The sequence below is a fragment of the Chitinimonas sp. BJB300 genome (assembly GCF_002735695.1).
In the GTDB taxonomy this organism is placed as follows: Bacteria; Pseudomonadota; Gammaproteobacteria; order Burkholderiales; family Chitinimonadaceae; genus Chitinimonas.
This window is the reverse complement of the sequence record NZ_PDZH01000008.1, coordinates 25,006-37,253: the sequence shown is the minus strand read 5'-3', so window position 1 is coordinate 37,253 and position 12,248 is coordinate 25,006. Positions and strand designations below refer to the sequence as shown.

Genomic DNA, 12,248 nt, shown 5'->3' with positions numbered 1-12,248 from the left:
TGTTTTCAACGCCGTATTGCTGACGCACAGCAGACTTTAGACAGGTTCTTAATCAACTCAGCTAAAAGGCGCCCACCTATGCTGCAACTCGTGATTGGCAACAAAGCTTACTCCTCCTGGTCGCTACGTCCCTGGATTCTGCTCAAGCAATTCGGCATTGCTTTCGAAGAAATCGTGATTCCGCTTTATGAGGCAGGTACCGCCGAAAAGATTGGGCGTTATACGCCGACGGGCAAGGTGCCCTGCCTTATCGATGGACCGATCACCGTCTGGGAGTCCATTGCCATCTGCGAATACTTGGCTGAAGAATATCCACAGCACAAGATGTGGCCTGAGGACCGGGCTCGCCGCGCCGAAGCACGGGCCCTGGCCGCGGAAATGCATGCTGGCTTTTCAGCGCTGCGCACCCACCATCCCATGAACGTCCGCAAAATAAAGCCCGCGAAACCACGCCAACCAGAAGTGGAGCGTGATCTGGCGCGCTTTATTGCCATTGTCGAAGGCTTGCGGACACGCTTTGCCGATCAAGGACCTTTTCTCATGGGCGAATTCAGCATCCTCGATGCCATGTACGCCCCGGTGGCAACACGATGCCGCACCTATAGTTTTCCTCTTCCAGCACATACCCAAGCATGGGTAGACCATATCCTGAGCCAGCCTGCCGTACGCGATTGGTATGCTACAGCCGAGGCCGAACCTTGGGTATTGGCAGCAACGGAGCATGCCGGGGAATAATCAGCCTGCAAGCTGGCAGCTTGGCTGAGAAGGCCAATCGCTCCACCAACCTAAGAACCTGTCTAAAGTCTGCTGCGCGTGGGCCTTACGGCATTGAAAACACCCTCGGAATGCTCATTTACCACGCGTAAACGCCGCTACCTCGGCTGTTTTCGCCTTGTCTTGCCTTAGCTCGCGAGCCTTTAGACAGGTTGTAAGGAAACCGTCACGCTAGTTTGGTGGGCTTGTCGGTTGAGTCTTTACCTCACTATGACTATCCGATTCAAACAGCGCCTCCAACTCGGCCATAGCGTCGCGAGCGGTCTGCAGCAATTGGGTTTCATCGTGGTGTACCGCGTACTGACGTTCCAGCAGCGCTTCATCATGCTGACGGAAAGCCGTTAGGGTCTCGTCCACAATCGCACGCGAGCTACCCAGGCCGGCCAGCACATCACCTGCCAACTCCAGGCTGGCGGCAAAGGTCTCACGCGTTACGACATCCACACCGAGATCACGTAGACGGTAGTAGTGAAAGCGATTACGGGCGCGCGCATATATTTTCAGCTGAGGAAAATGCCGCCGCGCCGTCTCTGCCGCCTTAATGGAGGCCTCCACCTCGTCGATAGCCAATACCAGCACTTCCGCTTTATCGGCACCCGCCGCACGCAGCAGCTCTACCCGAGAAGCATCACCATAATAGACACGGCTCCCAAAGCGGCGGACAAAATCGACTTGCTCAGGATTGGCCTCCAGCACCGTGACGGCAATTTTGCGTGTTCGAAGCACCCGGGCAACGATCTGACCAAACCGGCCAAAACCGGCAATGATCACGCGATGCTGTTCCGCCTCGATTTGGTCGAACTCCCTTGGCGGCTTGCGTTCAAGCTTGGGTGCAATCCAGCGCTCATGTACCGAAACGAAAAGCGGCGTCAGCGCCATCGATAACGTTACCGTCATGGTCAGCAACTCTGCCGTTGGCGTATCAAGCAGCTGCTGACTTACCGCTACCGCTAGCAGCACGAAGGCGAATTCCCCTCCCTGTGCCAGGTAAATTGCCAACCTACGCCCAGCCGGGCCATCCAGCCCTACCACTCGACCAATCAAATACAACAGCAGTGCTTTGAGCAGCATCAAACCCAAAGCCAAGCCCAATACCACCAACGGTTGAGCGCGTAGCAAACCCAGGTTCGCCGCCATCCCCACGGCAACGAAGAACAAACCTAACAATACCCCCTTGAAGGGCTCGATATTGGCTTCCAACTCGTGGCGATATTCCGAATCTGCCAACAGCACACCAGCGAGAAAAGCGCCCAGCGACATGCTTAGTCCCGCGGCTTCCATACCCCACGCCATCGCCATTACCAGCAATAGCGTGGCCATGACAAAGATTTCATGACTCTTCGCCCGCGCTACCAACGCAAAAGCTGGCCGCAACAAATAGCGCCCGCCAACCACAACCGCCAACACCGCACCAATCGACACCCAGGCGGAAGGCCGGCTAACTGCTGAAGTCGCCGGCGACAACAGCGGCAAAATGGCAAGCAGTGGAATCACCGCCAAGTCCTGGAACAACAACACCGCAAAACCATCTCGGCCATGCCGGCTGGTTAACTGGTTCTTCTCGGCCAACATCTGCAGGACAAAAGCAGTGGACGAAAGCGACAAGGCAAGGCCAGCCACGATCGCGGCCGTGGTATCGAGCCCCAATAGCCAGCCGATCAAAGCAAGCGCCGTACTGGTCAGCAACACCTGTGCACCACCCAACCCAAACACTGCCCGACGCAGCACCCATAGCCTCGATGGCTGTAGTTCCAAACCAATAATGAACAGCAGCAACACCACGCCGAATTCGGTGGCATGCAAGATAGCACTCGGGTCACCAATCAAACCCAATCCCCAAGGGCCGATCGCAACCCCAGCAGCCAGATATCCCAACACTGACGCCAGACCAAAATGCTTCAATAAAGGTACGGCAATCACCGCCGAAGCCAACAAGACAACTGATTGCGATAGCAAGGACACAAGAAAACTCCGAAACAAGTGCCCGGATAATGGCAAGTAGACGCACACTTCGCCAGTGTTTCAATGGGACAAAAGAGCAAGGCCCCTGGCAAAGATGCAGAAAACGCACGTTCAATACCACTATATTATTACTTTGTCATACTTGCTAAGTGATTGTTTTATATTGGTTTTTCCAGTAGCACTTGTTTTTATTAGAAAGTAGTGTTCTACTGCGCCCCCCCAAAACGGCTGGTATTCATGTCATTAGCAATGTCAACGGCATTATTCCCATATGCGCTCGTTACAAGCTACCCGTTTGTATTGACGTTGCCATTTTTGGGGGCTGCAATATTGCGTAAACCACTGTTTTCAATGAATTAAGAGCATTCGCATGAAAAAAATCCAAAAAGGTTTCACCCTGATTGAGCTGATGATTGTCGTTGCCATCATCGGCATCCTGGCCGCTATCGCCATTCCGCAGTTCGCTGAATACCAGAAAAAGGGCAGTGACAAGGCGGCGCAGTCGGATGTCAAGAATGGCTTGACCGCCTTCGTCAACTCCGCCTCGTCTAATCAATAATCAATAATCAATAATCAATAATCAATAATCAATAATCAATAATCAATAAATATATTCGGCCTGACTCGAATAAGGACAATCGTTTATGAACGTTAAAAAAATCACCCCATTCATGCTGTCTAGCGCATTAGCTTTCTCGTCAATATACGCCAAAGCAGAAACTGAAGGCACGATAGACGGGTCAAAGGGCGGAGGAAAAGCCCAATCTACAGAGATTAAAGCTGAAGACAATCCTTATGTATTAGAAGATTTTAAGTTAAATACTTCAGCCAATGTGATTTTAAAATGGAAAGTAGATGCAACGGCAGCCGCACTTTCCGCTGGTCATATAAAAGGCATGCACACCTTTGCTGGCACAACCGCTGGTGGCTCTGTTAAACAGTGCGAAGGGCCTGGACTTACTGTAATTAACGATGCCGCAGTAAAAATTCCCGACCTTGCGTTAGGTTGCACGCCCTAAATAACTGTTGAACACATGCGGGGAAAATTTGAATCGCCATGCAATATTTCGCCATTCGGTTTAGTTAGCTTTATTTTCCATATGCGAATATGGCAAAACAATTAGCCCCTCAAAGTGCCGCTAAAATGTTGCAATGTCCTGTCTTGCAATGATTCATCCACATGAATCATTGCAAGACACTTTTTATCCAATGCACCACATTCAATTGGATTGCGACCACCATGTCGTCACTTTTTGAATGGGCTGGTATAGAAAACCTTAGCCCCATCAATAAGCAATACGCCAGCGACGGTAGACAAAGCCCAACAACCATGCAGGGCCAATCAGCAGGAATTTGATATCTTCAAAGAAGGAAGGCTTCTTGCCCTCAACCTTGTGGCCGATGAACTGACCCACCCAGGCCAACACAAAAATAAGCAAGCTGATGTAGAAGACTTGGTCGAGCTGGCTCAGCACCAACAACATCAAACCCACCAGCACCAACATACCCGTGGCAATAACCCAGCTCAGCCCAAGGTAATACCCTAAGGCAAGGATAACGAGGCCGATTGCCAACCAAGGTGACACAGCCCAAAGCATACCAAGCAAGCTAAAGGTAATAAGCGGCACGCACAACCAGTGCACCCGCTTATTGAAAGGATGCTGGTGGCTTTCGCCATAACGGTCGAATAGTTGATCGATTGTGCGCATGACGGCTCCCCCGAGCGATATCAACGTTTCCCGTGATTGTGAAACTAAACCTGCCCTAAAAACCAGTTAACAATATAAAAGTGGTCTTCAAACAACTGTTCTTCCATACGGTTGAACTCAAACAGCGGCACCCATTTAGCGCGATCGGCGTCGTCATCGCCACGCACTTTGGGCAACCCTTCGCTGGTCGGCGCCAGCTCAATCAGAAACGCATGGGTGATGGTGCGACCACGCAAAGAACGCTGCGGGTGATCGAAAACACGACTGGCGCGGATAGACCCACCCAACACCGGCGCAGGTACTCTTAAGCGGGCCTCTTCACGCAACTCACGAATCACGGAGTCCTTGATACGCTCATCAGGGTGGACAAAACCACCGGGTAACGCCCACAAGCCTTTACCCGGTTGAGAACGGCGGCGTACCAACAGCACATGGCCAGAGTGAATCACCACCGCATCCACCATCACGAAGGTGGGGGGATAGGGTGAAGCGGCCCAGCTCTGCCGATAACGCTTCAGGAACAGATATTCGCTTTGCAGATTGGCAAAGGTTTCGGTGACGCGAAATGCATTTAGCCAGTCAAATACCGGCGGTGGCAGCAAAGCGGCGCAAGCGGGCCAATCCCCTTGGCGTTCCGGATCAAAAAGCACATGCCGAACACGCGACGCATGCACATCCGGCAGCTCCGGTGCTTCCAGCCGTTGCCATTGGGGGAACAACTCCAGATACTCGGCACTCCCCTTCTTGCCACCGCGTGGCGGGCCAACAATACCGATGCGAAATTGAGCCTGCCTGCTACCCACGTCCGAGTTATCCACGGCGATCACCCGATCAACCAGATTCTGCACCTCGGTCAGCCACTGCTGGTCGTTGTACATGCGATCGGAAATACCTACCACGAATACGCGCGACTGAACCTCGTCGGGCAACGCGAGCCGTATCATCTTCTCGCGGTCTTCCACCGTGAAAGGATGCATTGGGTTACGCGCCTGACGTGCCGAACCACATAGCACTACAACCTTTTCCGAGCGTGCCAAAGCATGCTGCAAGGTCCACAAATGCCCCTGGTGGAACGGCTGAAAGCGGCCGATAAAGATCAGGTAATCGAACTCATGCATGGCTTTTCCATCATTAACGGAATGAAAAAAGGGCAGATCAACCTGCCCTTTCTACGCTTTTAAACTAACGCAGTTATCGAACAGGCTACAACAGCCACCCGTTCCGGCATTGCTGTCTTTTGCATTTGCGCCTCGCTAAACGCGAGCATTCTTTCGATGGGCAGGCGGGCGGCATTCATTTGTTCGGCGGTCAGGTAATCGATACGCGTACCTTCGCCAGCCTGGGCACGTTGCACCCGCTCTACGTTATTCATCTTCATGTAGGGGCATTGGTTACACTGGCAGCCCGCATAAATCGGCGCCTGCTTTATTTTTAGATCAGGCCGCGCCAAACCCATGTTGTAGAGAATACCGTCTTCGGTAGCAACAAAAATGGTGGCATCGGGCTCTCGGTCAAACGCCTTCACCCAATTCAGCATGCCACTGGTCGAGCCGACATAATCAGCACGCTTTAGCACCGGTAGTGGGCTTTCCGGGTGGGCAATCAGGTACTTGGGGCCATCGACAGCGACCATACCTTCATTCAGCGCAGTTTCATTGAACTTGTCGTGCACTTCGCACACTGCCGACCAAAGCGGCATGTCGTAGCCATATTGGTAATTCAGATAGGCACCCATATTGCGATCAGGCGAGAAGATGACTTTCTTACCTTCGGCGTACAAGTGGGCAATAATGTCGTCCACATTGCGGCTGGTCACAATCCAGTCGCTCAGGGCTTTATGCTCAGCCGAACTGTTGATGTAGGAGACATGCACATAATCAGCATGCTTTTCACGCCAAGCTTTCAAGCGCTTGACATCGGTTTGGGTAACCAACGAACAGGTGGAGCCCGCATCAGGCAGGATCACTTCAGCTTGCGGGTTGAGAATCTTGGCGGTTTCGGCCATGAAGCGCACGCCGGCAAAGACGATAACGTCCGCCTGGGCATCACGGGCAAACAAAGAGAGTTCGAGAGAATCGCCGACTTTATCGGCCATTCGTTGGATTTCTGGCGCGGTGTAATAGTGCGCCAGCGTAACGACACGCTTGGACATGGGAGTTCCTTCCATGTAAAAACCACCTTTCCGGCGGCTGACTGAGCCTGACAATTGCAGGCAGTTCTTGCAGGCTGCCAGCGGAATCCCCACTGTTGGTACAACGCAGCACGCCTGAACCATAACAAAATCAAAATCTTTATGCTACCCGTGCAATCAGGTACTCCCTTTGCAGACGCCCAAGGCGTAGGGTCCCGTCGACTTCCTTATACGTGTCCATCATGTCCCTCATGACTTTCGACGCCGCCCGGCAAGCCTTGCTGGATGCCGCCCAGCCGCATAACCACTACGAACTTCTACCACTGCTCAACTGTGATGGGAGAGTACTTGCGACTGCCATCGACGCCCCGATCGACGTCCCGGGGTTCGACAACAGTGCGATGGACGGCTTTGCATTACATCTCTCTCACTTCGATGCCGTACCCTTCGATTTACCGGTAGTACAACGTATTACGGCGGGCCAAAACGGCCACCCGCTGCCAGCCGACACGGCAGCGCGTATCTTCACCGGCGCGCCGATACCACCCGGCTGCAATGCAGTAGTGCCGCAGGAGGAAGCCGAGGCGTACGACGGCAGGGTACAGATAAAAGCTACCATCAACCCCCACCAACATATTCGCCGCCGGGGGGAAGACATTGCCCAAGGCAGTCAGGTGTTACAAGCTGGCCAACGCCTCGCACCGCAACATTTGTCCTTGGCCGCCTCATTGGGCATTGCATCGCTTTCAGTATTCAGACCACTGCGTGTCGGCCTGCTGTGTACCGGCGATGAATTGATACAACCGGGCCAACCATTACCACCCGGTGCTATCTATAACTCCAACCAATTCGCCATCACCACCTTGCTTGGCCGCCTCGGTTGCAGCGTGCATGACTTTGGGCAGGTAGCGGATACCCATGCGGCAACCTTGGCAGCCCTACAGCAGGCAGCAAGCGAATGCGATGTCGTCATCAGCTGTGGTGGGGTATCGGTAGGAGAAGAAGACCACGTCAAAGCTGCCGTCAATGAGCTAGGACACCTAGATTTATGGCGCATTGCCATCAAGCCCGGTAAACCACTGGCATTTGGCAAAGTGGGTAATGCCGACTTCATAGGCCTTCCGGGTAATCCCGTCAGCGCTTTCCTGACCTTCGTCTTACTGGCGCGGCCTTTCTTGCAGAAGCGCATGGGTACGCATGCCCTCCCCTTGCAAGCCATCACCTTGCCTGCCGCATTTACCTGGCCCCGGGCAGATAAACGCCGTGAATTCCTGCGTGCCCGCTTGGCCCAGCAAGCCGACGGTACGCTGGCTGTCGCGCTCTACCCCCAACAGGGTTCCGCTGTGATGAGTGGTTTGGCATGGGCTGATGGTTTGGTGGACTTACCATCCGATACCGTAGTGCACGCCGGACAATCCATATGCTACTTATCACTCGATAGCCTACTAAACTAGGGTATAGAGATAGGGAAGTTAACCAAATACCTTCCTGCAAATTTGCCCAGCGCAGGTTAAAGAATCTGCACAACATGGTTAGACAAGCAACTTTCAAGACTGAAATCAGACAAAACCTTAACAAACAAAAATCGGACAGAACTGATACCTGGAGTATCCCGTCATACCCCTTGCTACCATGACTTTTCGCCACCCATCGTGCTTGAGCCTGCCTAATCAACAAGGCCAAGCACGAAAAAGCATTCTCTTACTTACAAGACCATGCAAATCAACTTGCTCTATTTCGCCCGCTTACGCGAAGCATTCCAAACCGGACAGGAAACGCTCACGCTACCTGACAGCATACAAAACGTAGCCGACCTGGTCGCCCATCTGAGCGCCCGCGGCGGCATTTGGGCCAATGAGCTGGCTGCCAACCAAGTGTTTCGCGTGGCTGTCGACCAGGACTTGGCCGATTTTTCAACTCCGCTGCATGAAGGGGCCGAAGTCGCCATCTTTCCGCCTGTCACTGGGGGCTGAATGGATACGCTGTCTCTACAACCCATCTCTATATCAGTACAAACCGCCGATTTCGACCTGGGCCAGGAAGTCGATACGTTAAGCCAGAGCGATCACAGCATTGGCGCTTTGGTCAGCTTTGTGGGCTTGGTGCGTGACCTTAACCTGGCGGCTGATGTCGTCTCCCTGGAGTTGGAACACTATCCAGGCATGACCGAAAAAGCACTGCAATACATAGCCCAAGAAGCTACCCTGCGCTGGTCATTGAAGGGGGTGCGCATTATCCATCGCATAGGCAACCTACGACCTGGCGAACGTATTGTCATGGTCTTGACTGCCGGCGCACATCGGCACGCTGCCTATGAAGCCAATACCTTTATCATGGATTACCTGAAAACCCGCGCGCCGTTTTGGAAGAAGGAATGGACTCCTGAAGGACCGCGCTGGGTTGCCGCACGCGAAAATGACGCCTCCGCTGCCGCACGCTGGCATCAAATAGTGAGCGAACGTTATGGCAATGACGACCACGATTAGGTAACCAAGCACCCGCAGCGTTTTGGGATATTCCAAACTTGTTTCCACGCCGTTTCGCCAGTGCGTAGCCAACCTCGAACAAGGTTCCAAACAACATCATCCACAAGATAGCCACCAAACCCAGATCATGAGCAGCTCACTCACCCACTTCAATGCAACTGGCCACGCCCATATGGTCGATATCGCAGCCAAAGCGGAAACCCACCGGCTCGCCATTGCCCAAGGCAGCATCCGTATGCTGCCGGCTACCTTTGCCTTGCTCGGCCAGGGAAACACAAAAAAGGGAGATGTGTTGGGCGTTGCACGGTTAGCCGGCATCATGGCGGCCAAACGCACGGGCGAATTGATTCCGCTTTGCCACCCCTTGCCGCTTACTCACGTGAGTCTGGACTTCAACCTCAGCCCCAATGAACCCATCGTCACCTGCATCGCCAGTACCGAAACCGTGGGTAGGACCGGGGTGGAAATGGAAGCAATGACGGCAGTGAGCGTGGCGCTGCTAACTATTTATGACATGCTCAAGGCGGCAGACAAAGGCATGTGCATTGAGATGGTGCGACTAGTGGAAAAACGGGGCGGGAAATCCGGGCACTGGCGTGCAGCACCGGAAAGTGAGTGTAACGACTGAGAACCTGTCTTTAGATGGGTTCTGACACCTCACGGCATGCCCAGACAATAGCTAACGGATCAATTGCTATGTGGACGTGCCGGCCGCAAGTGTTGGGTGCCCTGTTTAAGCCAATTTGCCAGTCCATCCCCCGGCATGGGTTTGGACACATAAAATCCTTGCGCCACATCACAACCCAGCAAGCGAATCAATTGCCAATCCGAAGGGTTCTCCACCCCCTCCGCTACCGTCGTCAGGTGCAATTTCTTTCCCATCTCTATCGTGCTTTGCAGCATCACATGCAGATGGGGTTTTTCTGACGCACCGTGCACGAGCGAGCGGTCTATTTTCAGCTCGGTAAACGGGATGCGCGATAGCTGCTGCATAGACGAAAAACCGGTGCCAAAGTCATCAATCGACAATCCAAAACCCTTCAGGCGCAACCGAGCAAGCGTTCCTAACGCCAATGCCAAGTCAGACATCACCGCAGTCTCGGTAATTTCCAGCACCAGGTATTTAGGCTCAATGCCGATACGATTGGTCACCACAGCAATCCTGTCAGCCAGGTCGGGCGTCGACAAAGACAGGGCGGACAAATTAACCGCCGCGCTGATCGTCATCCCTCTGGCATGCCAATCACGCAACTGTTTAAGTGCATTTTCCAATACCCAGTCGGTCAGTTCACTGATCAACCCATTATCTTCAGCAAACGCAATAAAGCGTGCTGGCGCCAACAAGCCTAATTCAGGGTGCTGCCAGCGCACCAGCGCTTCGACCCCGCGCATCACACCGGAATGGGTCGTCACCTTCGGCTGATAGTGCAGGAGCAACTGCTTATTACGGATCGCTTGATTAAGTTCATCGGCACTGAACCGATAAGCTTGCTCCCCAGCGCCCTCCTTTTCAGCCAGGGCGGCTGGTTGAAACTTGTCTAGTAGATTAACCAAGTTGTCGTAGGAAAGCGGTTTTTGCGCGATACCCAGCACCAGCAGGCCATGCTCGTGCGCCATGGTTTCGACAGTGGAAAGGATGCTGGTTTCACGACTGGAAACCACGATCAAGGAATGGACTTGCTGGCTTTCAGCGATATGCCGGATGAGCTCTACGCCATCCATGTCCGGCATTTCCAGATCCGTCATAAGAATGTCCAGCTTCCCACAGCCCTTGAGCACCTCAAGCGCTTGGCATCCATTCTCTGCCTCAAATACACGTGTTATTCCCAGGTTTGCGAGTAGATCGATAGCATGGATGCGCTGTACGGCGCTGTCCTCGACCACCATGACGCTGAGTTCTGAATTGACAGCCATAGCCACCCCAGCCATAGACACAAATAGGCAAAGCCACCAACTGGCCGCCCCGCTTGCACGGTCAAACCCGGCTTACGTCAGCCGGTTGCCGCTACGCTCGATCAAACCCGGGATCTCATCAAGGCTGGCCACACTGCCAACCCCACCCATACGTATCGCCTCCTTTGGCATACCAAAAACAATGCAGCTTGCTTCGTCCTGGGCAATCGTCGAAGCCCCCAGATCATGCATTTCCTTCAGGCCACGCGCACCATCGTCTCCCATGCCGGTCATGATGACACCCAGTGCATTACGTCCTGCACATTTGGCAGCCGATCGAAACAATACATCCACAGAAGGCCGATGCCGGCTGACCAACGGGCCATCAATGACTTCCACGTAATAATGGGTGGGCGCGCGTTTAACCATCAGATGCTTGCCGCCGGGGGCAATCAATGCCCTGCCACGCATCATGCGGTCATTATTTTCCGCCTCCTTGACTTCGATCTTCGATAAGTTATTCAGTCGCTGGGCAAAAGTCGCCGTGAATTTTTCAGGCATATGCTGAACAATCGCCAGCGGCGGGCAACCCGCCGTCAAACTCGGCAGCAACTGTTCAAGCGCCTGCACTCCCCCGGTAGATACGCCCAGCACCACAATACGCTCGGTCACAGCCAAAACCGTACCAGGCAAGGGCGGGGGGAGGATTGCATCCGCAGTGAGCTTGGGAGACTGGATTTTTTCAGCAACGAACGAGGGTGTGCCGCTTATAGGCGGACGGGTAGGTGCAACACTGGTAATCGAAGGCGCACCACTGGCAAAAGGCGATACCGATTTATCTGACGAAATCGGACGCACATGCCTCAGCTTGCCTGCAGCTGCGTAAGCAGAACGGACAGCAACCAATAAATCAGCTGAACTATCCTGCAGAAAATTACGTACACCAATTGAAGGCTTGGTGATGATACCCAAGGCGCCGAGCGACAACGCCTCCATGGTTACCTTGGCGCCCCGCTCTGTCAGGGTTGAACAGATCACTACCGGTGTCGGGCGCTCTGTCATCAGCTGGCGCAGGAAAGTCAGCCCGTCCATCCGTGGCATTTCGATGTCGAGAATGATCACATCAGGCCATTGGGTCTTCATCTTCTCACGGGCAAAAATCGGGTCGGCGGCCGTGCCAATCACGGTAATCTCCGGGTCCCGCCTGAGTTCCTCGGTCAGCACCTGGCGAACTACGGCAGAGTCATCGACGATCAGCACATTTATAGTCATGAAATTTCCCACATGAATAGA

At 53.6% G+C, this 12,248-nt stretch carries 12 protein-coding genes and 1 pseudogene; 7 read left to right on the top strand and 6 right to left on the bottom strand.

What is annotated here, in order from left to right:
- The first annotated feature begins 78 nt into the window (after positions 1-78).
- Positions 79-735 carry a glutathione S-transferase family protein gene (locus CSQ89_RS02530; RefSeq protein ID WP_099404622.1) on the top strand — a complete coding sequence of 219 codons (657 nt, stop codon included), beginning with the start codon at positions 79-81 and terminating at the stop codon, positions 733-735.
- Between the two features lie 210 nt (positions 736-945).
- Here CSQ89_RS02530 and CSQ89_RS02525 read toward each other — a convergent pair whose 3' ends face one another.
- Positions 946-2,736, bottom strand: a complete 1,791-nt coding sequence (locus CSQ89_RS02525; protein ID WP_099404621.1) for a monovalent cation:proton antiporter-2 (CPA2) family protein — start codon at positions 2,734-2,736, stop codon at positions 946-948.
- A 370-nt stretch (positions 2,737-3,106) separates the two neighbouring features.
- On the opposite strand from CSQ89_RS02525, the pseudogene CSQ89_RS22830 reads away from it, so the two are divergent.
- Both CSQ89_RS22830 and CSQ89_RS02515 read left to right on the top strand, forming a co-directional pair.
- A pseudogene (locus CSQ89_RS22830) lies at positions 3,107-3,203 on the top strand (prepilin-type N-terminal cleavage/methylation domain-containing protein); the annotation flags it as partial.
- Between the two features lie 177 nt (positions 3,204-3,380).
- Complete coding sequence (locus CSQ89_RS02515) at positions 3,381-3,755, top strand: hypothetical protein (protein ID WP_099404619.1); 375 nt, start codon at positions 3,381-3,383, stop codon at positions 3,753-3,755.
- A 267-nt stretch (positions 3,756-4,022) separates the two neighbouring features.
- Here CSQ89_RS02515 and CSQ89_RS02510 read toward each other — a convergent pair whose 3' ends face one another.
- Genes CSQ89_RS02510 through nadA form a run of 3 tightly spaced genes read right to left on the bottom strand, consistent with a single transcriptional unit; the run spans position 4,023 to position 6,597 of the window.
- Complete coding sequence (locus tag CSQ89_RS02510) at positions 4,023-4,445, bottom strand: Mpo1 family 2-hydroxy fatty acid dioxygenase (RefSeq protein WP_099404618.1); 423 nt, start codon at positions 4,443-4,445, stop codon at positions 4,023-4,025.
- A 44-nt stretch (positions 4,446-4,489) separates the two neighbouring features.
- Complete coding sequence (locus CSQ89_RS02505) at positions 4,490-5,563, bottom strand: bifunctional nicotinamide-nucleotide adenylyltransferase/Nudix hydroxylase (RefSeq protein WP_099404617.1); 1,074 nt, start codon at positions 5,561-5,563, stop codon at positions 4,490-4,492.
- A 59-nt stretch (positions 5,564-5,622) separates the two neighbouring features.
- The gene (nadA, locus tag CSQ89_RS02500) at positions 5,623-6,597 is read right to left on the bottom strand and encodes a quinolinate synthase NadA (RefSeq protein WP_099404616.1); all 975 of its coding nucleotides are present in this window, start codon (positions 6,595-6,597) and stop codon (positions 5,623-5,625) included.
- A 221-nt stretch (positions 6,598-6,818) separates the two neighbouring features.
- On the opposite strand from nadA, the gene CSQ89_RS02495 reads away from it, so the two are divergent.
- The 4 genes from CSQ89_RS02495 (at position 6,819) to moaC (ending at position 9,690) form a co-directional block, all read left to right on the top strand.
- Positions 6,819-8,030 (top strand): molybdopterin molybdotransferase MoeA, encoded by a 1,212-nt coding sequence (locus tag CSQ89_RS02495; protein WP_099404615.1) that lies wholly within the window; start codon positions 6,819-6,821, stop codon positions 8,028-8,030.
- Positions 8,031-8,291: 261 nt separating this feature from the next.
- Complete coding sequence (gene moaD, locus CSQ89_RS02490; protein ID WP_099404614.1) at positions 8,292-8,549, top strand: molybdopterin converting factor subunit 1; 258 nt, start codon at positions 8,292-8,294, stop codon at positions 8,547-8,549.
- Positions 8,550-9,062 carry a molybdopterin synthase catalytic subunit MoaE gene (gene moaE / locus CSQ89_RS02485; RefSeq protein ID WP_199065166.1) on the top strand — a complete coding sequence of 171 codons (513 nt, stop codon included), beginning with the start codon at positions 8,550-8,552 and terminating at the stop codon, positions 9,060-9,062. It begins immediately after the preceding gene.
- A 127-nt stretch (positions 9,063-9,189) separates the two neighbouring features.
- Positions 9,190-9,690, top strand: a complete 501-nt coding sequence (gene moaC, locus CSQ89_RS02480; protein WP_099404638.1) for a cyclic pyranopterin monophosphate synthase MoaC — start codon at positions 9,190-9,192, stop codon at positions 9,688-9,690.
- 59 nt (positions 9,691-9,749) lie between these two features.
- Here the strand turns inward: moaC and CSQ89_RS02475 are convergent, their stop codons facing one another.
- Entirely contained in the window at positions 9,750-10,976 is a 1,227-nt protein-coding gene (locus tag CSQ89_RS02475) for an EAL domain-containing response regulator (RefSeq protein ID WP_158228875.1), read from the bottom strand.
- A 72-nt stretch (positions 10,977-11,048) separates the two neighbouring features.
- Positions 11,049-12,227, bottom strand: coding sequence for a protein-glutamate methylesterase/protein-glutamine glutaminase (locus tag CSQ89_RS02470; RefSeq protein ID WP_099404612.1), 1,179 nt, complete (start codon positions 12,225-12,227; stop codon positions 11,049-11,051).
- Between the last annotated feature and the right edge of the window lie 21 nt (positions 12,228-12,248).